Annotated in this window: 19 protein-coding genes; 17 read left to right on the forward strand and 2 right to left on the reverse strand. The window is 40.3% G+C overall.

What is annotated here, in order from left to right; genetic code table 11:
• Positions 1-105 precede the first annotated feature (105 nt).
• Positions 106-744, reverse strand: a complete 639-nt coding sequence (locus CPRO_RS05725) for a lactate utilization protein (protein ID WP_082754241.1) — start codon at positions 742-744, stop codon at positions 106-108.
• 195 nt (positions 745-939) lie between these two features.
• Between CPRO_RS05725 and CPRO_RS05730 the strand changes: the two genes are divergently transcribed.
• Complete coding sequence (locus CPRO_RS05730) at positions 940-1,725, forward strand: TrmH family RNA methyltransferase (protein WP_066048934.1); 786 nt, start codon at positions 940-942, stop codon at positions 1,723-1,725.
• A gap of 170 nt (positions 1,726-1,895) precedes the next feature.
• Here CPRO_RS05730 and CPRO_RS05735 read toward each other — a convergent pair whose 3' ends face one another.
• Positions 1,896-2,219, reverse strand: coding sequence for a DUF3892 domain-containing protein (locus tag CPRO_RS05735; RefSeq protein ID WP_066048937.1), 324 nt, complete (start codon positions 2,217-2,219; stop codon positions 1,896-1,898).
• Between the two features lie 829 nt (positions 2,220-3,048).
• On the opposite strand from CPRO_RS05735, the gene aroF reads away from it, so the two are divergent.
• The 16 genes from aroF to mraY all read left to right on the forward strand — a co-directional run bounded on the left by aroF (position 3,049) and on the right by mraY (position 22,471).
• Positions 3,049-4,062 (forward strand): 3-deoxy-7-phosphoheptulonate synthase, encoded by a 1,014-nt coding sequence (gene aroF / locus CPRO_RS05740; protein ID WP_066048940.1) that lies wholly within the window; start codon positions 3,049-3,051, stop codon positions 4,060-4,062.
• Positions 4,063-4,147: 85 nt separating this feature from the next.
• A complete protein-coding gene (locus CPRO_RS05745) occupies positions 4,148-4,996 on the forward strand; it encodes a prephenate dehydrogenase (RefSeq protein WP_066048942.1) in 849 nt (282 codons plus the stop codon).
• 12 nt (positions 4,997-5,008) lie between these two features.
• Positions 5,009-6,070: a 3-dehydroquinate synthase gene (aroB, locus tag CPRO_RS05750; RefSeq protein WP_066048946.1), complete on the forward strand. Its 1,062-nt coding sequence runs from the start codon at positions 5,009-5,011 to the stop codon at positions 6,068-6,070.
• Positions 6,071-6,075: 5 nt separating this feature from the next.
• Positions 6,076-7,341, forward strand: a complete 1,266-nt coding sequence (aroA, locus tag CPRO_RS05755; RefSeq protein WP_066048949.1) for a 3-phosphoshikimate 1-carboxyvinyltransferase — start codon at positions 6,076-6,078, stop codon at positions 7,339-7,341.
• Entirely contained in the window at positions 7,331-8,422 is a 1,092-nt protein-coding gene (aroC, locus tag CPRO_RS05760) for a chorismate synthase (RefSeq protein WP_066048950.1), read from the forward strand. Before aroA ends, aroC begins: the two co-directional genes overlap by 11 nt.
• A 154-nt stretch (positions 8,423-8,576) precedes the next feature.
• On the forward strand, positions 8,577-9,716 hold the full coding sequence (locus tag CPRO_RS05765) for a bifunctional chorismate mutase/prephenate dehydratase (RefSeq protein WP_066048953.1): 1,140 nt from the start codon (positions 8,577-8,579) through the stop codon (positions 9,714-9,716).
• 11 nt (positions 9,717-9,727) lie between these two features.
• Positions 9,728-10,180 carry a type II 3-dehydroquinate dehydratase gene (aroQ, locus tag CPRO_RS05770; RefSeq protein ID WP_066048956.1) on the forward strand — a complete coding sequence of 151 codons (453 nt, stop codon included), beginning with the start codon at positions 9,728-9,730 and terminating at the stop codon, positions 10,178-10,180.
• Positions 10,177-11,364 (forward strand): pyridoxal phosphate-dependent aminotransferase, encoded by a 1,188-nt coding sequence (locus CPRO_RS05775; protein ID WP_066048959.1) that lies wholly within the window; start codon positions 10,177-10,179, stop codon positions 11,362-11,364. Before aroQ ends, CPRO_RS05775 begins: the two co-directional genes overlap by 4 nt.
• 354 nt (positions 11,365-11,718) lie before the next feature.
• Complete coding sequence (mraZ, locus tag CPRO_RS05780; protein WP_066048962.1) at positions 11,719-12,150, forward strand: division/cell wall cluster transcriptional repressor MraZ; 432 nt, start codon at positions 11,719-11,721, stop codon at positions 12,148-12,150.
• Between the two features lie 174 nt (positions 12,151-12,324).
• The gene (gene rsmH, locus CPRO_RS05785; RefSeq protein WP_066053744.1) at positions 12,325-13,263 is read left to right on the forward strand and encodes a 16S rRNA (cytosine(1402)-N(4))-methyltransferase RsmH; all 939 of its coding nucleotides are present in this window, start codon (positions 12,325-12,327) and stop codon (positions 13,261-13,263) included.
• The gene (locus CPRO_RS05790; protein ID WP_066048965.1) at positions 13,264-13,821 is read left to right on the forward strand and encodes an FtsB family cell division protein; all 558 of its coding nucleotides are present in this window, start codon (positions 13,264-13,266) and stop codon (positions 13,819-13,821) included.
• Positions 13,822-13,827: 6 nt separating this feature from the next.
• The gene (locus tag CPRO_RS05795; RefSeq protein ID WP_066048968.1) at positions 13,828-16,068 is read left to right on the forward strand and encodes a penicillin-binding transpeptidase domain-containing protein; all 2,241 of its coding nucleotides are present in this window, start codon (positions 13,828-13,830) and stop codon (positions 16,066-16,068) included.
• 159 nt (positions 16,069-16,227) lie between these two features.
• Positions 16,228-18,171, forward strand: a complete 1,944-nt coding sequence (locus CPRO_RS05800; RefSeq protein WP_066048970.1) for a penicillin-binding transpeptidase domain-containing protein — start codon at positions 16,228-16,230, stop codon at positions 18,169-18,171.
• 476 nt (positions 18,172-18,647) lie between these two features.
• Positions 18,648-20,102: a UDP-N-acetylmuramoyl-L-alanyl-D-glutamate--2,6-diaminopimelate ligase gene (locus CPRO_RS05805; protein WP_066048972.1), complete on the forward strand. Its 1,455-nt coding sequence runs from the start codon at positions 18,648-18,650 to the stop codon at positions 20,100-20,102.
• Positions 20,099-21,484 (forward strand): UDP-N-acetylmuramoyl-tripeptide--D-alanyl-D-alanine ligase, encoded by a 1,386-nt coding sequence (locus tag CPRO_RS05810; protein ID WP_066048975.1) that lies wholly within the window; start codon positions 20,099-20,101, stop codon positions 21,482-21,484. Before CPRO_RS05805 ends, CPRO_RS05810 begins: the two co-directional genes overlap by 4 nt.
• Positions 21,485-22,471: a phospho-N-acetylmuramoyl-pentapeptide-transferase gene (gene mraY / locus CPRO_RS05815; RefSeq protein WP_330383874.1), complete on the forward strand. Its 987-nt coding sequence runs from the start codon at positions 21,485-21,487 to the stop codon at positions 22,469-22,471.
• Positions 22,472-22,673 lie beyond the last annotated feature (202 nt).

A 22,673-nucleotide genomic window follows, 5' to 3' on the forward strand; every position in this document is an offset into this window, starting at 1 on the left:
ATTCTCCTTTTGCCACAGGCTGAAATGCATGTTTCAATGTATTTCGTGGGCGTTTATTTATTATGGACAGAAGGCCTGCGTTTTCTTTGCCATACAGGGGAAAAATCAATATCCCATTTCTTCTCCAACCACAATAACCTTAATTCTTTTTGCGGGTCTGCATAATCTTGTAATCAGAACTTGGCTGCAGATAGAATCTGTGGAGGTGCAATTATGGCAGCTTCCTGTGGTAACGCAAGGGGTTTTTCCCATAAAACGAAAGGCATTGGTTGGTGCCGCAACGTTTCTTGCTCGGGAAACTGCCGCATCAAGATTAGGAGCCACTTTATTGATACCGCAAATGATGATAACATTTTTTGGACCAAAAGACATGGCAGCAATGCGGTTTCCTGTACCATCGATGTTTACCAAAATACCATCTTGGGATAGTGCGTTGGTGCTGGTAATAAAATAATCAGCCAAAAGTCCTTGACGATGTAAATTTGCAGTTTCCTCAGGGGATTTTGCCAAATCTCTATCGATAACTTCAAAATCTCCATTATGGAAAGCCTTTGTAAGACCCATGTTACGGATGGTCATGGAGCCTCCCCAAGAAACAGAGCTTTTTTCAGGTACCAATGATACTGCTTTTTCCAAAGCTTCTTTTGCAGTAGGACAGTAGTAAGCCTCAAAATGTCTGCCTTCTAATTTTGAAACTACAGTTTTGCCTAATATTTCAGTTCTCATTTCAATCGGTGTACTCATGGATAAATCTCCTTTCATAGTAAAAATTTTATAACTTCATTCTAACATAATTTTGCTAAAACCAATATAGAAATCAAGTTTTATTTTTCCTTGTTGAGAAAAAGGTATTAAGTTTTCCGTGGAGATTCTTTATGTTGCAATAAGAATATGTTTTGTATTATGATAGGGAGAGAATTTGAGAAACGAGGGATAAATATGGCGATAAAAATAGAGAGCCATCAAAATAAAATATTCAAGCGGGTAAAAGGTCTGAATCTAAGAAAGAATCGTGATAAAGAAGGGGTATTCGTTGCCGAAGGGCTTCGTTTTATTTCTGAAATTCCTCTGGATTGGCCAGTGGAACTGTTCCTGATGACAGAGGCATTTGCAGAAGAAAACGGGGTAGAGCTTTTTGAAAATAGAGCAGCAACCTATATCCTTTCTGAGGAACTGTTTTCCCTATTATCAGATACAGAAAATCCCCAAGGGGTATTGGCTGTCTGCAAAAAACAGAAAGAAGACAGGGAAAAAATCTGGTTAAAAGAAGACTCCTTTTTTCTTTTGGCGGAAGAACTCAATGATCCGGGCAACCTTGGTACTGTAATACGCACAGCAGACGCAAGCGGTGTAGACGGCATTTTTCTTTCAAAAGGTAGTGTGGATGTATACAATCCAAAGGTTTTACGGGCAACAATGGGTTCCATATTTCATGTACCTGTGTTCCAAAATATTGCATTAGATGATATTTCGTCAGAATTGAAAAATAGAGGGATTTCACTATATGCTGCTCATTTAAAGGGCGAATGCCTCCCCTATCATTTATCGTTGCAAAAAAGTTGTGCATTTTTAATTGGAAATGAAGCAAGAGGTCTTTCCCAAGATGCAGCAAATCTTTGTGATCAATGGGTAAAAATACCCATGCCGGGGCAGGCAGAGTCCTTAAATGCTTCAATTGCTGCAGGGATTTTGCTGTATGAAGTAGTGCGTCAGCGGTTGAGATAGGAATGCATCAGCCATTAAAATTCTGGGGTAAAAGTAAATAATTTGAAAGGGTGTCGGCAAAGCGGCACCCAGATAATTTGAGCGTACCCTTTCGTAGATTGCGTAAGGAAAGGGTGGACTGTGATCTTCTTTTTTGTAAAAATACTTCACTTAGTTTAGAAATTTATCTGTTACTCATTACTCATTTCTTCTGCGGATACTGTTGGCAGATTAGACAAGTTATTGTCTTCAGTTCCATCGGGGATAGATTTTAAGTATTCCGTATCCTTTCGATGAGCAATGCCAACTCCGGCTATTTCTCCTTGTCTGGCCATTTCTATTGCTTCATTCTTATCAATCATTGTGTCATCAGATAGACGATAGCCTTTAATTTTTCCACTTTGCTTTATTAGGCCTGTAATTTTTTTGGCATTTGGTTTTGGAGTAGGAATATCATCTAGTGTGTTTTTTGCCAATGCTTCTGATAACTCATTTTTCTCAAGGGTCTGATTCATAACCACACCTCCTTTTTTTATTATCTTATCCATAAATCTAAAAAATATAGAAAAGATGTGTAGGTGTAAATTCTTTTAATTTTATTTTTGAGTTTATATGTTTTTTTAATCATATTGCGATGATTCAGTAGAATTTAGAATGAATAAAAAAGAAAATGTACCTATAATCTAAGATTAAGTTACAAATAATTACAAATAATTAAAAATCACGATTTGTGATATTTTAGACTTGAATAGAGATAAGAAATGGGGATAATTCTATACTTTATTAAAAACTTAGAATGAGCATTCGTAAATTCCTCCGACTATAGGGTTGGAGGAGCTTGCGAATGTAATGATCTAAAAAAGGCAGAAGCGTATTAGGCTACTTTTTTTATGGATAAAATGTGACATCTATTTTAAATAGTCAGGTTATATAGTTTGAATCAGGTTTTTTAAAAAGAATTTGAATATTTCAGGGCAATATTCACAATTTTCTAAAAAATAGGGTTTACATACAAATGTCTTTGTGGTAGTATGTTTAAAAATAACCAAATAAAATTAATTGTGAAAGAGGTTGCGAATATGAATCAGATCAATTTTGCTGCAACTACATACTTTTACTTTTACCGTGTTTTCAGAGATTCAAAGTGAATTTTACTGTGAGAAAAGACGGTTGGTTTTGATGGTTTTTTCTAGAATGAAGGCTAAATAGACTTCGCAGTGAAATTCGCTGCGGAGTCTTTCTTTTTATACTGGAAAACCCAAAATATGTAAGTATAGATTCTGTTTCTAGTGAACATCTTTCAAAATTAGAAAACTAAGGGACAAAATAAAGGAGGATAAAGATATGATCGTAGTGTTGAAAAACGGAACAAAGCCGGAACAAATTGATAACTTAAAGGCATGGTTAAAAAGCATGGGCATTGATACCCATATGTCTGTTGGAGTAAATCATACCATTGTTGGTTTGGTTGGAGATACTTCCGGTGTGGATATGGATTTGGTGCGTTCTTTGGATATTGTTGAAAATGTTCAGAGAATTCAAGAACCTTTTAAAAATGCAAATAAAAAATTCCATAACGGAAGACTTGTAGTAGATGTAAATGGTGTAAAAATTGGTGGTGGAGAATTTCAGATTATTGCTGGTCCCTGCTCGGTAGAATCAAGAGAACAGGTTTGCTTTGTTGCGGAGTGTGTAAAGAAATCCGGCGCTGGCTTCTTGCGTGGGGGTGCCTTCAAACCCCGTACTTCCCCTTATGCTTTCCAAGGCTTGTTGGGTGAGGGCATTGACCTTTTGCTTGAGGCAAAAAAAATGACAGGGCTTCCTATCGTTTCTGAAATTATGAATATTACCCACCTTCCCTTATTTGATCCCGTTGATGTTGTGCAGGTTGGGGCAAGAAATATGCAGAACTTTGAGCTTTTGAAAGAGCTTGGCAAGACAAAAAAGGTAATCTTATTAAAAAGAGGCTTAGCAAATACCATTGACGAGCTGTTGATGAGCGCTGAATATATTATGGCTGGCGGCAATGAAAATGTAATTCTTTGCGAAAGAGGTATCCGTACCTTTGAAACAAGAACCAGGAATACATTGGATTTATCCATTATTCCAGTGTTGAAAAAATTAACCCATCTGCCTGTAGTGATTGATCCCAGCCATGCGTTAGGATACTCCTACATGGTGAAGCCCATGGCTTTGGCGGCAACCGCTGCGGGAGCCGATGGATTGATGATTGAGGTGCATAACGACCCTCCTCATGCTTTATGCGATGGAGCACAATCATTGACACCGGAAGCATTTGATGATGTGGCAAAGGCTGTATTTCAGATTAGACCCTTCGCTTGCAGATTTGATGATTAATTTGATGCAAGTGAATAGTAGGTAAGCATATTTACTGAAAAGTTGGGAGTGGCTGTTCTGAAAGAAAGGAGATTAAGGTGAGTTTATGAATATAGGAGTAATTGGTATGGGGCTCATTGGGGGTTCTATGGCAAAGGCAATCAAACAAAAAACGGATCATACTGTGTTTGGCTGGGATGGCTCGGAAAACGTCCGTTTCAGCGCAAAGCTGGCAGAAGCGGTACATGATATTTTGGAGGAAGGAAACCCTTCCAACTGTGATTTGGTTCTAATCGCTTTATATCCGGGAGCAACGGTGGATTATGTGAAGAAATTCGCCTCCCAGTTTAAAAAGGGGGCAATGGTTGTTGATTGTGCAGGCATTAAGCGCAGTGTTTGCCAACCATTGCAGGAGGTTGCAGCACAAAATGGATTTATTTTCTGCGGTGCCCACCCCATGGCAGGGATTGAGCGTAGTGGCTTTACTTATTCAACCCCTGACTTATTTGAAGGTGCAACAATGATTTTAACACCTTATACAGGAACGGATATTGCACCTATGAATGAGTTAAGTTTCTTTTTTAAAAGCCTTGGTTTTGCAAAAATGCAAGTTGCCACCGATGCAGAACATGACCAAATGATTGCATATACCTCTCAATTGGCTCACGTTGTTTCCAGCGCATACATCAAAAGCGAATTGTCCCCTAAGTTTAAAGGGTTTTCAGCAGGAAGCTTTCATGATATGACCCGTGTGGCAAAGCTCAATGAAACCATGTGGACGGAATTGTTTTTAGACAACAGCGATTTCCTCGCAGATGAAATTGATGGTTTGATTAAACGTTTGCAGGTTTACAGCAAGGCAATACGAGAAAAAGACGGGGACAAATTAAAGGCAATTCTAAAAGAGGGTAAGGAAAAACGCCTAGCAGTAGACGATATAAAGGAATTTGAATGAGGGGTTGCCCATATGAAAAAAGTCGAGGTAAATACATCTACCCAGTACGATATATTAATTGGAAAAGGTCTCTTAACACAAGTTGGCAAAGAAATTGCAAGCCGCATTTCTCCTTGCAAGGTGGCAATGATAACAGATGATAAAGTGGATTGCTTATTTTCTGCCACCGTTGCACATTCATTAACAAATGCAGGGTTTGATTTTTGCAAATTTGTGTTCCCAAGGGGAGAAGGTTCAAAACATATCGGCACCTTAAGTGATATCTTAGAGTTTCTGGCAGAGAATGAAATGACTAGACAAGATATTGTCGTTGCTTTGGGCGGCGGTGTGGTAGGGGATATGGCAGGCTTTGCCGCCGCTGTTTACCAAAGAGGAATTGATTTTGTGCAAATCCCCACAACTTTTTTGGCGGCAGTAGATTCCTCTGTAGGAGGGAAAACTGCCATTGATTTAAAGGCGGGCAAAAATATGGCAGGCGCATTTTATCAGCCGAAGTTGGTTCTTTGTGATACAAATGTTCTGCAAACTCTGCCCGAGGAAGTTTTTGCTGATGGCATTGCTGAGACCTTGAAGTATGGAATTATAGGAAATGAAGATTTATTTAATAGGGTTGCGTCATTAGATTTTACCCATGACTTGGAAGAAATCATTGAAATTTGTGTGTCTATGAAAAGAGATATTGTAATGCGGGACGAGTTTGACAATGGAGAACGTCAGTTGTTGAACTTGGGGCATACCTTAGGACATTCCATAGAAAAACTAAGCGACTTTTCCATTTCCCATGGGCATGGGGTTGCCATAGGGCTATACCTAATTGCCAATGCCGCAGAAGTAAGAGGTTTGGCAGAAAGTGGTTTGGCAGAACGCATTCGCAAGGCATTAACGAAAAATGGGTTGCCTGTGAAAACCGAATTTTCTGCCCAGCAGATTGCACAGGGAACGTTGATGGACAAAAAAAGAAGGGGTGGAGCGATCAGCTTTGTATTCCCCGAAAAAATCGGACAATGCCGTATTGAAAAAATTCCTGTTGAGGAAGTAGAGCAATTAGTGGCGGAGGCCATGAAAAGTAGGTGAAGTGATTGAATATTAAAATCGGAAAAAGCATTCTAAAGGGAAATATAAAAGTGATTTCTTCCAAATCCGACGCCCATCGTTTGCTGATAGGTGGGGCTTTGGCAGATAAACCCACTAAAATTTTCTTAGAGGGCTGGTCGAATGATATAGAGGCTACAAAAAGTTGTCTTGAGACATTGGGATGCGAGGTGATACGGGACAATGACGGCATCCAGATTACCCCCCTTTGGGATGGGCAAGCAGATGATATTGTGTTGGACTGTGTGGAAAGTGGCTCCACCCTTCGTTTTTTGCTACCCATTGTGGCTGCATTGGGGAAGCATGCAATTCTAGAGGGACAAGGAAGGCTGCCTGAAAGACCCATTGATGTATTATTGGAGGAGCTTAGAGCTCATGGCTCTTTGGTAAAGGAAAATAATTTACCGCTGGTGATGGCGGGGCAAATTAGCGGAGGCGTTTACACACTACCGGGGAATATTAGCTCTCAGTTCATAACAGGCCTTTTGTTTGCACTACCTCTTTTAGAGGAAGACAGCGAAATACGACTAACCACAAAAATGGAATCCAGAGGTTATGTTGATATGACCTTAGATACCTTGAGACTCTTTCAAATTGAAATAGAAGAGAAAGATTGGGGTTTCAAAATAAAAGGGGGACAAACTTATCGCTCACCCCTTGAAGTTTCCGCAGAGGGTGATTGGTCAGGTGCTGCATTTTGGGTTGTTGCGGGGGGCATCGGTGGAGAGATCACTTGTACTGGCTTACGGAAGAATTCCTGTCAGGGAGACAAAGAGATTGTTGATCTAATGGAGCAGTTTGGTGCAAAGGTTACTTGGGGCGAAAATGAAGTTATGGTTTGTGGAGGCAATTTAAAGGGAATTACCATTGATGCCGCCCAGATTCCCGATTTAGTTCCTGCCCTTTGTGTAGCAGCAGCATTAGCAGAGGGAACAACGATTATTTATAATGCGGGTAGACTGCGAATGAAGGAAAGTGACCGTCTGAAGGCGATGGCAGAAGGCTTGCAAAAGCTTGGAGTGCGTGTATCGCAACAGCCGGAGTCTATTAAGATTGAGGGGGGCAGCGTGCATCCTGAGGGGGAAGTGGTTTTAGATTCCTACGATGATCATCGCATTGTTATGTCTCTTGCAATTGCGGCGGCAGCAATGGGCGTGGAGGCGGTGATAGAAAGGGCGGAAGCTGTTTCCAAATCTTATCCCACGTTCTTTGCAGAGTTTACACGACTAGGGGGTGCGGCGGATGTCTTCTAACTATGGACATAAGGTGAAAATCAGCATTTTTGGACAGTCCCATTCTGATGCCATCGGTGTGGTGATCGATGGGTTGCCTGCCGGAGAAGAAATAGACTTAGAGAAGGCACAGCGGTTTTTAGACCGCAGAGCCCCCGGTAAAAATGCTTATTCTACCCCCAGAAAAGAGGGGGATCAGGTTCAGGTGGTTTCGGGTTTGTTTCAAGGCAGAACTTGCGGCGCACCAATTTGTGCAATGATTGAGAATACAAATACAAAATCTAAAGATTATGACCAACTGAAAGACTTGCCAAGACCCGGTCATGCGGATTTTACCGCAGAAATGAAATATCAAGGTTTTCAAGACCACCGTGGTGGCGGTCATTTTTCAGGGAGATTGACAGCACCTCTTTGCTTTGCCGGGGCGGTATGCTTACAAATATTAGAGCGTAGAGGTATTGCCATTGGAGCACATATCCTTTCCATTCATGAAGGGAAAGATGAAAGCTTCAATCCTGTTGATATTACAAAAGATGAGTTGGTACAAATTAATGAAAAAGCTTTTCCCACAATAGATGATGGTGTGGCAGAAAAAATGCAGGAAATCATTCAAAAGGCTAGAGAGCAAGGGGACTCTGTTGGCGGTGTGATTGAGAGTGCTGCCATTGGACTACCGGTGGGTATTGGCGAGCCTATGTTTGATGGTTTGGAAAGTAAGCTATCTTCTATCCTATTTGCCATTCCGGCAGTAAAGGGTGTAGAGTTTGGTGAAGGCTTTGGTGCGGCAGAGCTTCTTGGCTCGGAAAACAATGATAGCTTCTATTATATAGATGAAACTGGTGAAATTAAGACGAAAACCAATCATCATGGTGGTAGTTTGGGAGGAATCTCCAGTGGAATGCCATTGGTCGTTCGAACCGCATTTAAGCCTACCCCATCTATCAGCAAAGAGCAGTCAACGATTAGTCTCAAGGAAGGAAAAGATGCCTCATTAAAGGTTGTAGGGAGGCATGATCCTTGTATTGTTCCCAGAGCGGTACCTTGCGTGGAGGCGGCCATGGCTATTGCTTTACTGGATTTATATGAGGAAAATAGAAAATAGAATTTTACAACATTATATGTTCTTTTGAATCATCTGAATTATTATATTATTAGAACAAAATACGTTTTGGTATATGTCAGAGAAACTTCCGCAGCACATTTAAATTAGGAATAGCGACCATTGAGGAAATGCTATATTTAAGGAGGAACGAAAGATGGATTTAGAGGCTTTAAGATTGAGAGTAAATGAAATTGATGATGAAATTGCCAAGCTGTTTGTAGAACGAATGCAGACATCAGCGAAAATTGCAGAGGCAAAGGCAGAAAAAAATTTACCAGTTTTAGATCAAAAAAGAGAAAACCAGGTGCTGCAACGGGTGATGGATCAAGCGGGAGAAGAATTTGAATTATATATTAAAACCCTGTATCATACCATGTTTGAAGTCAGCAGAAGCTATCAGGCAGGCCTCTTAACAAAAGAAACACCTCTGTCTCAAGAAATTATTGCAAACTTTCAAGAACCCAAGCTGGAATTCCCCAGAAAAGCAATTGTTGCCTGCCAGGGAGTGGAGGGTTCTTATGCAGAGCGAGCATGCGGAAAGCTTTTTTCTATGCCCAATACCATGTTTTTCAATAGTTTTGAAAGTGTGTTCAATGCTGTAGAAATGGGGCTTTGCCAATATGGCGTTTTGCCAATTGAAAACAGCTCTGCCGGTTCAGTAACAGAAGTGTATGATTTGATGGTTCGTCATAAATTTTATGTGGTAAAAAGTTTAAAACTGCATATCAATCATGCCCTTGTAACGAAAAAAGGCATTAAGCTTTCCGACATCAAAGAAATCATCTCTCATGAGCAAGCTTTGCAGCAATGCAGTGAATTTTTGAAATCCTTACCTAATGTAAAAGTTACTGTGTTCGAAAATACAGCTACAGCGGCAAAATATGTTGCGGAATGTGACCGTACAGATATAGCGGCACTTTCTTCACCTGAATGCGCAAAGCTCTATGGCTTAGATATTCTGAAAGAGGATGTTCAGAATAATGCCAATAACTATACTCGCTTTATTTGTATCGCAAAGAATATGGAGATTTATGCCGGAGCAAACAAAATAAGCTTAATGCTTTCTGTAGAACATAGACCGGGCTCTCTTCATGAAATGATTGGGAAGGTTGCATGCCAAGGTTTGAATCTTTCCAAGCTGGAAAGCCGTCCTATCCCAGGGAAAGATTTTGAATTTCGCTTCTATTTTGACATCGAGGGTTCCGTATTCTCTCCTTATGTATTGACACTACTGAAGGATATGGAATTATCCGCAGAACAATTATCCTTCTTAGGATGCTATTCAGAAATGTAAGGGGCGATGGTATGAAGATTCTCGTACTGAACGGACCAAACTTGAATATGCTCGGGATTCGTGAAAAAGGAATTTATGGAAATGAAACCTATGAGGACTTGGTGCGTTTCATTGAAGAAACAGCCAATGAAGAAGGTATTGAGGTGGAAATAGTACAATCCAATCATGAGGGTGCTTTGGTTGACCGCATACAGCAGGCTTACTTCGATAAAACAGAGGGGATTGTGATAAATCCCGCTGCCTATACCCATACCAGCGTTGCCATTTTGGATGCGTTGAAGGCGGTGAATCTGCCTGCAGTAGAGGTGCATATTTCTGATGTGAGCCAGAGAGAAGATTTTCGTCAGATTTCCTATGCGGGAAAGGCTTGTGTCAAAACGATTATGGGCAAAGGCTTTTTGGGATATAAAGAAGCCATGCTGTTTTTACTGGAAAGAAGTAATGGGGAGGGGAAGAAGCGATGATTTCAAAAAATATGAAGGAATTGGTAGATAAGAGCGCCGCAATTAGTGCACTATTTACGGAAGGCCCACGATTGCGTAAACTATTGGGGGATGAAAATGTTTTTGATTTTGGCATTGGCAACCCCAACGTGAAGGCTCCCATTTCGGTCAATGAAACAGCAATTGAATTGCTAGAGAATATGGATTCTTTGACGCTACATAGCTATACTGACGGTGCAGGCATACCTTCGGTACGTCAGGCCATTGCGGAAAGCCTAAATCGTCGTTTTGGTGAAGAATATACAGGAAAAAATATTGTTATGACCACAGGTGCGGCTGGAGGCTTGAATGTTATTTTAAAAGTTCTCTTGGATCAAGGGGACGAAGTTTTGACCTTTGCCCCTTATTTTTCAGAATACGATGTATATGTTGCCAATGCAGGTGGACGATTGATTTCCATTGCCCCCAATATTCCTTCTTTCTTACCTGATGCCAACAAATTGGAGGAAGCGATTAGCTCCAAAACAAAGGCAATTATCATTAACAACCCCAATAACCCCACAGGTGTGGTTTATGATGAAGAAACCCTGAAAAAGGTTGCAGAGGTTTTAAACAAGAAGGGGAAAGAATTTGGAACTACGATTTATTTGATTTCTGATGAGCCATACAGGGAATTGGTTTTTGATGGTGTGACAGTGCCTTACATACCAAAGATTTATGGTAATACAATTGTTGCCTACTCCTTCTCAAAATCCCTTTCCTTGCCGGGCGATAGAATTGGTTATTTAACCATCCCTTCTACTGTGGAAGATTTTGAGGATGTGGTTTACGGCACAGGGGTAGCTAACCGTGTGCTGGGGTTTGTCAATGCCCCTGCATTACAGCAATTGGTGGTGGCAAGATGCTGTGATGAAAAGTCGGACATTGCTTTTTATGATAAAAACAGGGAAATTCTATACAATGCCTTAATCAGCTACGGTTTTGAATGTGCAAAACCACAAGGCGCATTTTACCTCTTTGTAAAGGCGCTGGAAGAAGATGATGTTGCTTTTGTAAATAAAGCCAAGGAATACGGTATTCTGATGACACCAGGTAGAGGTTTTGGTTGTAAAGGTTATGTCAGAATTGCCTATTGTGTGGCAAGAGCTGTCATCGAGAGAGCCCTTCCTTCCTTTGAAAAGCTGGCAAAGGCGTATAAAAAATAAGAATATAAATAAACGAAAAACAGGTATTGCATATGCAATACCTGTTTTTCATTTATGGGAGGAAAGTGGAGAGGAATTTTGAATTGGAAGAAAACCGAATTCTTTAAAAACTAACGGTGGAGGGATAGTGGTTGGGGAATAAATTGTCGTATCTCGTTGAAATATTCTCTTATATGAGTATAAACATTGAATTATCAAGGTTTTTTTCTGAAAAACGCAGAATTTTTTTGTACTATGGGGCTTGCCTATTTCCGTTAAATATATTACAATGTGGTTAATAGTGGTGGAAAGTGGGCGAAAATGGTTTGAAATGCCCTATATTTCCCTTAGAGGGTGAAGGGTGGTGACTACAAAATGTTTCTTGGCGAATTTCAGCATTCAATTGATTCTAAAGGGCGCTTAATTGTGCCGTCGAAATTTCGAGATGGCTTAGGCGAACATTTTGTGGTAACCAAAGGTTTGGATAATTGTTTGTTTGCTTATCCAAAAAGTGAATGGGCAATTTTTGAAGAAAAATTAAAACAGCTACCCTTAACCAGCAGTGGCGCAAGAAAATTTGTCCGTTTTTTCTTTTCAGGCGCTATCGAATGTGATTTAGATAATCAGGGAAGAATAAATTTGCCTGCAAATCTCAGAGAATACGCAGGATTAAAAAAGGACGTTGTTTCTATTGGCGTAAACAATCGTGTGGAAATCTGGAATAAGGATGATTGGGCTGAATATAACAACGAAGAAAATTTCATCAGCAATGAATTGGCTTTTGAAATGGAGAATTTGGGAATTTAATTATGGCGGCGGGACAGGCCTTCAATGAAAATGCTTATTGTGGTTTTCGAATTCTCACTGAAATTGAAGATTTGACTGCTTTGATAAAAATATATAACGGAAGAGAATTACTCAAAATTAACGTAAATCAGAAAGGATAGGGATGGCGAGATTGCGCTGTCCACGGTGACCATTTTGGAATTTCATCATGTTTCCGTACTTCTATGGGAGTGCATCGAAAATTTAAAGATTAAGCCTGATGGGGTTTATGTAGATGGAACAATGGGTGGTGGCGGTCATTCCTTAGAAATTGCAAAAAAACTGACAACAGGTAGACTGATTTGTATTGATCAGGATTTGAATGCCCATAAGGCGGCAAAGGAAAGATTAAAGGATCATTTAGATAAAATTAACTTTGTGCACAATAATTTTGGTAATATTGGCAGTATTTTGGATGGATTGGGTATTGAAAAAATTGATGGAATGCTTTTGGACATAGGGGTTTCTTCTCATCAGTTGGATGAAGCGGAGAGAGGCTTTTCTTATCAGCAGGATGCACCATTGGATATGAGAATGGATACCACCAATTCATTTTCGGCGTATACCCTCATTAATGAATATAATGAGGACGAGCTAAATCGTGTAATTTTCAACTATGGTGAAGAACGTTGGGCAAGAAGAATTGCTCAGTTCATCATACAGGAAAGGCAAAATAAGCCCATCGAAACAACAGGTGAATTGGTTGAGGTGATTAAAAAGGCAGTGCCAAAGGGTGCCAGAAAGGATGGCCCTCATCCTGCCAAGAGAACCTTTCAGGCAATTCGCATTGAGGTAAATGGTGAGTTGGATGTCTTGCAGCAAGCCATTGATGCTGTGGCAAATAGACTGAATCCCGGTGGAAGGCTTTGTATTATTACCTTTCATTCTCTGGAAGACAGAATTGTAAAAGAGGCATTTCGAAAGCAAGAAAATCCTTGTATTTGCCCCCCTCAATTTCCTATTTGTATGTGTGGAAAAAAGCGAATGGGTAAGGTAATCACAAGAAAACCCATTGTATCTGGTGAGGAAGAGTTGGAGATGAATCCCCGTGCCAGAAGCGCGAAGCTTCGCGTATTGGAGGGAGTAGAAAATTAAATGAAAGGGGTATTGGGCATGGCAGCGAAGAAATATGACAAAAATAGAAATAATTTTAAAGGTTCTTCCTACTATGCCTACGGCAACGTCGCATACGACGTGCAGCCGGAATATACCCCTTATTATACAGACGAAGAAGATGAAAAAAATCGTATTGCAGAGGAAAAAGCCCAAAAGGCAGAAAACAGAGAAAGTAGGATTACTGCGTTTAAGCTTATTATAATTATGATTCTTCTTTTTGCTGGTAGCATTGTTTTCATGGGGATGAACGTTAGAGTTGCCAATGAGAGAGTAGAGCTTCGGAAGGAAAAAAATCAACTAGCTGAATTGAAAGCAAGTAACGCCATTTTAGAGGCTGAGCTAACGGAGCAGATTGACTTGGGCTATATTAAGGAGCAGGCTACAACACGCCTAGGTATGGCTGAACCACAGCCTTACCAAATCATATACATAGATGTACCCAAGCAGAGTTATACTGTGCAATATGCGGCGGACACAACAAATGAAGATAATAATTCTGGTTTTTTAAAATTTAAAAGTCGATTGAAAAAGGATTGATGCATGATGAAAAAAACAACATCAGGAATAAAGGCAAACGGTAAATTTGCTTTTATTCTTTTTGTGTTTATGGCAGTATTTACAACTGTTTTTGGCAGAATTGTTTATCTGAAGGCAGTTCATGGAGAAGAGTATGAGGCAGCTGCAAAAAATCAGCAGATTAACCGTTATGATTCAGTCATTGCTGCCAACAGAGGGAGCATCCTCGACCGAAACGAGCAAGTGCTGGCAATTTCAACGGCGGTTTATAATGTGGTTCTTGACCCTTTGGTTTTAGCAGAAAATAAAGAAGCCGAGCAAGAAAAGACGTTAACGACATTATGCCAGAAATTTCCTGAACTGGACTATGCAACTTTAAAAGGGTACATTACCGTAAATCCTACGACAGGAAAAATAAACTTGCCAAACCACTGGAAATACTTAGTGAAAGAGGTTGATCGTTCCATAAAAGAGGAGCTGGAGGGTTTAAAATTAAAGGGTGTTTATTACGAGAAGACAACAAAACGCTCTTATCCTCTGAAAACGTTAGGGTGTCACTTGTTGGGTTTCATCCGAGGAGATGCCCAATGGGGCATTGAAGGAAAATACGGTGATTATATGGTTGGCACACCGGGACGCTCTTTTATTCTTTACGATGGTGCTGATGGGGTTTCTTATCAGGACTATCCTGCCAAAGATGGTGATACTGTAATCACCACCATTGACTACACCATTCAGCAGTATGCCGAAGATGCTGTGGCAGAGACTGCTGCCAAATGGCCTGCTGATCATATTGCTTCTATTGTGATGGATCCTAATACAGGGGAAATCATTGCTTTGGCCGAATCCAACCCATTCGATTTGAATCAGCCAGGAACTCCTTTGCAGACTGAAACCGACCCTGCATTTAAGACTGCATGGGAAGCAAAGAGTAGCAAGGAGCAGATGGAATATTTAAATAACATGTGGAAAAATTTTAGCATCAGCAGTACGTATGAACCAGGTTCCATTTATAAGCCTTTGGTGGCGGCGGCGGCTCTGGAGGAAGGGGTGATTACCCCACAAACAACCTTTTATTGCGGTGGCTCTATGGATGTAAGTGGTACGCCAATTCACTGCCATTTAAGAACCGGCCATGGCACTGTAAATGTGAAAGATATTTTGGCACAGTCTTGTAACGTAGGTATCATTCAGATTGCCCAGAAGCTTGGGGCTGAGAAAGTATATCGCTATCAAATGGAGTTTGGTTTTGGTAAAAAAACCGGTATAGATTTGCCCGGTGAAGAAGATGCTTCAAAAGTGCTTCACTCTTTATCAGGCATTGGCCCCACAGAATTGGCTACCATTTCCTTTGGCCAGACATTTAACTGTACCACGATTCAAATTATTTCGGCATTTTCTGCTTTAATAAACGGGGGTAACATTATGAAACCCTACGTTGTTTCTCAGGTGATTGATCCCAATGGTGATGTTGCATATGAAAATAAACCGGAGGTTGTTCGTCAGGTTATTTCCAAAGAAACATCTGACTATTTGCGCATTGCACTCAAGGCAACTGTAGAAGAAGGGACAGGTAAAAAAATTCAGATTCCCGGGTATTCCATTGGATGTAAAACTGGTACTGCGGAACAGGGCTCCAGAGATAGAGATGACCTTTGGACATTGACCCATATGGCGTATTTCCCCGCTGAAAATCCAAAGTATATTATCCTATCGGTAATTCACCTTCCTGAGGCATATGTTGATGGAGTGCAAAGCACTGCCCCTATGACAAAGTCTTTGATGGAGAAAATTATTAAATACAAAAATTTGGAACCAACGGAAAAAGCGCAAAATGCCTCAGCATTGACAACAAAGGCAACCGTGAAGCTCCCTGATTATGTTGGCAGTTCAGCTTATGATGTTGTGTCTGATTTGGATGGAAAAGAATTAACCTACAAAGTAGTGGGTACAGGCAATACCATTACAAATCAGGTACCTAAGGGTGGTACACAAGTGGAAAAGGGTAGTGAAATCATTCTCTATGTGGAAAGATCTGAAAAGGATACAGGGGCAGCGTCTGTGCCAAATGTCGTTGGTAAAACCTATGAAGATGCAACGGCAGCTCTGACAAAGGCCGGATTTGAAGTGGTTTTTGAGGGGGAAACTGACGGAGTTGTTTCTTCCCAAAACCCTAAATATGGTGTATCAGCCGCGAAGGGCACAGAAATCAAAATACAGCTCACAAAAAAGACTGAGGACAAAAAGAATCCGTCTCAAGGTGGATAATATGGGTACACATTACAAAAACAGAAATATTTTTAAATCATGGGAATACGGTTTGCGCTGTATTTTCACAACCTAAGACATGTCTTTCTGAATTAAACGCATACACGCCCTGTTTTTTCCATATATTTTTTATAAATGGAGAAGGCAGGGGTGTTTTTCATGGAAAGACCACCTATAGGGGTTAAAAAAAAGCTGCTGGTATTTTTGTTTGGAGCAATGTTTGGTTTTACTTTATTGCTCGGCAGAATTATTTATATTGAGCTGTTCCGTTCCCAGCAGTGGCAGGAACTGGCTTATGAACAGCAAACAAGAGATAGGCTGATTATGCCGAAAAGAGGCAGTATTTTGGATAGGAATGGTGTGGGAATTGCGTTGACTGAAACGGTAAATGCTGTTAGTGTTATTCCAGTGCAAGTAAAAGATAAAGAAAAAACCGCCTCTTATCTGGCAGAAAAGTTAGGTTTGGATTATGAGACTGTTTTAAAAAAGGTTCAGGAGAAAGTGGCTTTGGTTAGGATAAAAACCAAGGTTGACAGTGAGCTGGCGGCGGAGATCCGAAAGGCAGAAATCCCCGGTGTCATGGTGGACGAGGATGTAAAGCGGGTATATCCCTTTTCCGAAATGGGCGCCCAAGTAATTGGATTTGTAGGTAAGGACAATCAGGGTATTTTAGGCCTTGAGGCTAAATATGATGATATTTTAGAGGGAAAGCAAGGGAAGATTTTAACCCTTACTGATTCCAGAGGAAATGAAGTTGACAGTCAACAGGAACGAATTCCTCCTGAGGATGGAAAAAATCTTGTGACTACCATTGACGTGGTGCTGCAACAATATGCAGAGCAAACGATTGCAAAAGCGGTGGAGACGAAAGGGGCAGATCATGGCCTAATCATTGTCTTAAATCCGCAAAACGGTGAGATTTATGCAATGGCAAACTATCCATTTTTTGACTTGAATGATCCTTTTACCATTAATGACGATGCTCTGGCACAAGTTTGGAGCACCCTATCGGAAAAGGAGAAAAATGATTATTTGAATGCAATGTGGCGAAATACTGCCATTAATGATACCTATGAGCCCGGTAGTACCTTTAAAATTGTAACCTCGGCGGCGGGGTTAGAAGAGGGTGTAGTAACTCCGGAGAGTACCTTTCATTGCAACGGATTTTATGTAGTTGGCGATAGACGTATTAAATGCTGGCGTTTTCCTCGTACCCATGGTTCGGAGACTTTTATTCAGGGTGTACAAAACTCCTGTAACCCCGTTTTTATGCAGGTTGCTGAACGGGTAGGGGCAGAGAAGTTTTTGAATTATATGAAAAAATTTGGTTTTGACCAAAAAACAGGCGTTGACCTTGCCGGTGAGGCGGTAGGCATTATTCACAAGCTTGAGAACATTGGTCCTGTAGAGCTTGCGACCATGAGCTTTGGCCAGTCTTTTCAAATTACACCGTTACAGCTTCTAAGAGCAGCGTCATCTATTGTGAATGGCGGCAACCTTGTGACCCCCCATTTTGCTAAGGGGATTGCCGATGAAGACGGTAATATGATTGAGGAATTTCAATATGAAAAAGGGGAACAGGTCATTTCAAAGGAAACTTCGGAAACGATGAAAATGATATTGGAAAGTGTTGTTTCACAAGGAACCGGTAGCAAGACCTATATACCGGGATATCGTATTGGTGGAAAAACAGCTACGTCCGAAAAGCTGCCTCGTAGAAGCGGTAAATATATTGCGTCGTTTATGGCCTTTGCACCGGCAGAGAATCCTCAAATAATGGCATTGGTTTTAATTGATGAGCCCAAGGGTGTTTACTACGGAGGTACCGTAGCAGGTCCTGTTATGCAGGAATTAATGAAAAATACCTTACCATACATAGGGATTGAACCGGTTTATAGCGAAAAGGAGGCCAAGGAGGCGGCGAAGGAGCAAGCTACTATGCCTGATGTGATCGGAATGACTTATCAGGAAGCAAAAAATTCGTTACAAAAAGAAGGGTTATCCGTTAGTGTGCGTGGAGAGGGAGAAACTGTTCAAAGGCAACTGCCCCCTTCTGGAGAAACGATAAATAAAGGAACGCAAGTAATTGTTTATTTAGAGTGATTAGAAAGAACTTAGAAGACGTATTCTAATAAAAAGAAATCTTTTTTTGCAGATGAAAGAAAAGTTCAGAAATGGCAAAAATAATTGGTAGAATAGCGTAAATGTGGTATACTTTTCCCAATGTGCTTTCTTCTCATAGACAATTTTCAAATTTTGTATCTAAATTGTTTATGAAAAGCAAAATTCATTTTCATATTTTTAAGAAAAGGTACCGCATTTACGAATTATCTTTTGCTCGTTTGAAAAAGTATCGTTTTAGAGGTGAAGAAGCAAGAAACTACTTCTTGCATCTTATTAAATAGGCTAAGCTGTATTTATGAAAAAAATATTCGATGAAACACGAAAAAGTATTGTAATTACCGCTCATTGTAATTAAAATGATGAAGTGATTTTACATAAATGTTTTTACTGACGACAAAAGCTTTCCTCACATATGCCGAAGGCTGGCAATCGTTTAACCAAAGGAGGAAACAGCCATGGAATTGCAAAAGCTGTTAGAAGGGGTTTCCTATAAAGTATTACAAGGAAATCTATCCATTGAAGTGGAAAAAATTGAGTATGACTCCCGAAAGGTTCTTGCGGGAGATGTTTTTGTGTGTGTTACCGGTTTTCAGGTGGATGGACATAAGTTTGGGGCGAAAGCAGTGGAAAACGGTGTAGTTGCCTTGATTTGTGAGCATATGCCTGAGGGTATCGACGGGAAAGTTCCAGTTGTACAGGTGGAGAATGCCCGTGAGGCCTTGGCCTTTATGGCGGTGAATTATTATAATAGGCCTTCTGAAAAAATGCATGTAGTTGGTGTTACCGGAACAAACGGAAAAACCACTACCACATATTTAATCAAGTCCGTTTTAGACCATATCGGAAAAAAAGTTGGTGTTATAGGAACCATTGAGAATCGTATTGGGGATAAAATACTCCATACAGAGCGTACTACCCCTGAATCCAAAGAACTTCAGGAATTATTGGACACTATGGTGAAAGAGGATGTCAGCCATGTGGTTATGGAGGTATCCTCCCATTCCTTAGATTTGCATAGAGTAGATGGTATTTCATATGAAATTGGAATTTTTACAAATTTAACTCAAGACCATTTGGATTACCATAAAACCATGGAGAATTATAAAGAGGCAAAATCAAAGCTATTTCAACGTGCAAAAAAAAGTGTAATCAATATGGACGATGCCGCTGGTAGTTTTATGAAGGATAAAGCGACTGGTCAGGTATTGAGCTTTGCTGTTGATAACGCCGCTGATTTACAGGCAAAAGATATTGAAATTACTGCTGAGGGTACGGATTTTTCTTTGTTTTGGGATGAAAAAGAATATCATGTCCATTTGAGTACACCTGGCAGATTCAGTGTTTATAATGCCTTGGGTGCCATTGGAGCATGCTTGCTTTTGGAAATTCCCATGGAAGATATTATTACAGGGCTTCAAGAAAATCATGGGGTAACTGGTCGTTTTCAGGCTGTTCGCAGCAAAAAAGGATACCAAGCCGTTGTGGATTATGCCCATACGCCGGATGGGCTGGATAATATTTTGAAAACTGCTCGTGAATTTGCCAAAGGACGTATTATTACCATTTTTGGCTGTGGTGGTGACAGAGATAAAACAAAACGGCCAATCATGGGTGAAATTGCAGGCAATGGCTCTGACTTTTGTATTATTACCTCAGATAATCCCAGAACGGAAGACCCTCTAACCATCTTAAATGAGGTGGAAGTAGGGATGAAAAAAACACCTTGTCCCTATGAAAAAGTTGCTGACAGAGGAGAGGCGATTTTAAAAGGTGCAAAAATGGCAAAGGCCGGCGATGTGATTATCATTGCTGGGAAGGGACATGAAACCTATCAGATTTTTAAAGACTGTACCATTCATTTTGACGATATGGAAGAGATACGAAAGGCTTTTGGTGAAGATTGCTTATGAAAAAAATGACCATTGGAGAAATCATTGAGGCAACGAACGCACAGGTAATTGCAGTGGACGGTCTGGATGAAGTTTTAAATAAAACCATTTCTCATATTACACAGAATTCTAAGGAAGTAACAAAGGACAGCTTATTCTTTGCAGTACAGGGAGAGCGTGTGGATGGACATCAGTTTATTGAGGAATGCTTTGAAAAGGGGATTGCCGCTTGTTTGTCCTGTAAGGTAATTGCGCCCAAAAAAGGCGGCGTTTTGCTTTTGGTTCCCGACGTAAAAAAGGCTTTGCTGAAATTGGCGGCACATTATAGAAATAAATTTAATATTCCTTTTATTGGAATTACAGGAAGCGTAGGAAAAACCACAACAAAGGATATGGTGGCTTCTGTTTTAAGTCAAAAACACGATGTTCTCTGGACACAAGGGAATTATAACAATGATATTGGTGTTCCTTTAACATTATTCCGCTTGGAGGATCATCATGAAATAGCAGTGATTGAAATGGGTATGAACCATTTCGGAGAAATTCATGCATTGGCGGAAGTTGTGCGACCACAGTTAGGATTGATTTCAAATGTTGGTGTTGCTCATATTGAATATTTGGGTAGTAGAGAGGGTATTTTGAAGGCCAAATGCGAGATGTTCGATTTCATGCCGGAGGATGGCGTTGCAGTTTTAAATGGAGATAATGATATGCTCAGCACGTTAGAGGGTAAGCTTCCTCAAAGATTGCGCTGGTTTGGCATTGACAATAAAAAAGATATTTATGCTGATCATTTGGAACTTATGGGCATGGAAAAAACAAAGTGCACCATTCATACCCCCGTGGGTTCTCTCGATACAATTATACCTATGCCGGGAGAGCACATGGTCTTGAATGCCCTATCTGCGGTTACTGTAGGGCTTGAGATGGGTCTTAGTTTTGCAGAGATAAAAGAGGGCATTGAAAATTTTGTGCCAACGAAGAACCGCATGAATATTATGAAGCTGGAAAACGGTATAACGGTTTTAAATGATGTTTATAATGCAAACCCTGTATCCGTGAAGGCGTCACTGAATATTCTTGCAAATGCGGATGGTCGTAAGGTGGCAATTTTAGGGTTTATGGGAGAGCTTGGAGAATATGCATCTCAAATGCATGAAGAAGTTGGAGTCTATGCCGCAGAAAAAGGAATTGATCTCTTATTCTGTATAGGAAAGTTCAATGTTGAAATGGAGCAAGGCGCAAGAGACGGTGGACTCAAAGCGGTTTATTGCTTTGCTAGTCAAGAGGATTTTTGGAACGAAGGTTTGGCTTTGCTGAAAAATGGGGATGCTGTTTTGGTGAAGGCATCCAGAAGCATGGCATTAGAAAAAACCGTAGAAAAAATACAGGGAGTGAACTAAGTGGGGTCTTTGGAACAGGCGGTATACGCAATCATTATATCTTTCGTGGTAGGGGTTATCCTTTGTCCGGTTATGATTCCTATGCTGCATAAATTAAAATTTGGGCAAAATGTAAGGGATGATGGACCTCAAAGCCATTTGCAAAAGCAAGGAACGCCAACTATGGGCGGCATTGCCTTTTTAATTGCATTTGCTGTAGCAGCAGCATTTTTTATGAGAGGAAATATCGATGGCACCGTTATTGTTTTGGTAACGGTATGTTATGGTATTATTGGTTTTTTGGATGACTATATCAAGGTTGTGAAAAAACGCTCCCTAGGACTGCGGGCTATACAGAAAATATTGTTACAGCTCATTGTGACAGGGGCTTTTTGCTGGTATATGTATTATAGCGGAATTGGCACTGAGGTATATATTCCTTTTGGACATGGCGCAAGCATTGATATGGGAATCCTTTTTGTACCATTTTTATTTGTCGCAATACTAGGGACAGTAAATGGGGTTAACTTGACCGATGGTTTGGATGGTCTGGCAGGCGGTGTTACGCTAATTGTGGCAGCTTTTTTTGCAGTCGTAGCTTGGGCGGCAGGAAGCACCGTTTCACCCATTTGTGGAGCAATTATCGGTGGATTGCTGGCGTTTTTGATTTTTAATTCCTATCCTGCAAAGGTTTTTATGGGGGACACAGGTTCCCTTGCCTTAGGTGGATTCATTGCCTCTACGGCTTTTATATTAAAGATGCCAATTTTTATTTTAATAGTTGGCTTCATTTATCTTTTGGAATCCATCAGTACAATGCTTCAGGTTGGTTATTTTAAGCTGACAAAACGAAAATGTGGCGCAGGTAAAAGATTGTTTAAAATGGCGCCATTTCATCATCATTTGGAGCAGAGCGGCTGGAGAGAAACAAAGGTTGTCACACTTTTCTATGTGGCCACGGCTATGCTTTGTTTAATTGGTTTTTTAGGAAGTAATGGTATTTTTTAAGAGGGATTCTCTAAGAAAAAATATTTGTTGATTTGAAAGAACTGAATTAATAGATTAAAATTAGGTTTACATTAATATTGTTCTATAGCTTTAATATTTTGCATAAAATTCGCAGAATATGGTAGTTTCATAATAAAATATTGGATTATATTTGGCGGAAAAAAGAACTTTGATTTGCTGAAAACTTTTGGAAAGAGGGAAT

This window comes from Anaerotignum propionicum DSM 1682 (assembly GCF_001561955.1).
GTDB lineage: Bacteria > Bacillota > Clostridia > Lachnospirales > Anaerotignaceae > Chakrabartyella > Chakrabartyella propionicum.

Bases quoted from the DNA above. Each gene is read 5' to 3' on its own strand.
- CPRO_RS05730 (WP_066048934.1), top strand. From the start codon at position 940: ATGGCGATAAAAATAGAGAGCCATCAAAATAAAATATTCAAGCGGGTA.
- CPRO_RS05800 (WP_066048970.1), top strand. From the start codon at position 16,228: ATGGAAAGACCACCTATAGGGGTTAAAAAAAAGCTGCTGGTATTTTTG.
- CPRO_RS05805 (WP_066048972.1), top strand. From the start codon at position 18,648: ATGGAATTGCAAAAGCTGTTAGAAGGGGTTTCCTATAAAGTATTACAA.
- CPRO_RS05725 (WP_082754241.1), bottom strand. From the start codon at position 744: ATGAGTACACCGATTGAAATGAGAACTGAAATATTAGGCAAAACTGTA.
- CPRO_RS05765 (WP_066048953.1), top strand. From the start codon at position 8,577: ATGGATTTAGAGGCTTTAAGATTGAGAGTAAATGAAATTGATGATGAA.
- CPRO_RS05810 (WP_066048975.1), top strand. From the start codon at position 20,099: ATGAAAAAAATGACCATTGGAGAAATCATTGAGGCAACGAACGCACAG.
- aroF (WP_066048940.1), top strand. From the start codon at position 3,049: ATGATCGTAGTGTTGAAAAACGGAACAAAGCCGGAACAAATTGATAAC.
- aroB (WP_066048946.1), top strand. From the start codon at position 5,009: ATGAAAAAAGTCGAGGTAAATACATCTACCCAGTACGATATATTAATT.
- mraZ (WP_066048962.1), top strand. From the start codon at position 11,719: ATGTTTCTTGGCGAATTTCAGCATTCAATTGATTCTAAAGGGCGCTTA.
- CPRO_RS05775 (WP_066048959.1), top strand. From the start codon at position 10,177: ATGATTTCAAAAAATATGAAGGAATTGGTAGATAAGAGCGCCGCAATT.
- CPRO_RS05790 (WP_066048965.1), top strand. From the start codon at position 13,264: ATGAAAGGGGTATTGGGCATGGCAGCGAAGAAATATGACAAAAATAGA.
- aroQ (WP_066048956.1), top strand. From the start codon at position 9,728: ATGAAGATTCTCGTACTGAACGGACCAAACTTGAATATGCTCGGGATT.
- CPRO_RS05745 (WP_066048942.1), top strand. From the start codon at position 4,148: ATGAATATAGGAGTAATTGGTATGGGGCTCATTGGGGGTTCTATGGCA.
- aroC (WP_066048950.1), top strand. From the start codon at position 7,331: ATGTCTTCTAACTATGGACATAAGGTGAAAATCAGCATTTTTGGACAG.
- CPRO_RS05735 (WP_066048937.1), bottom strand. From the start codon at position 2,219: ATGAATCAGACCCTTGAGAAAAATGAGTTATCAGAAGCATTGGCAAAA.
- CPRO_RS05795 (WP_066048968.1), top strand. From the start codon at position 13,828: ATGAAAAAAACAACATCAGGAATAAAGGCAAACGGTAAATTTGCTTTT.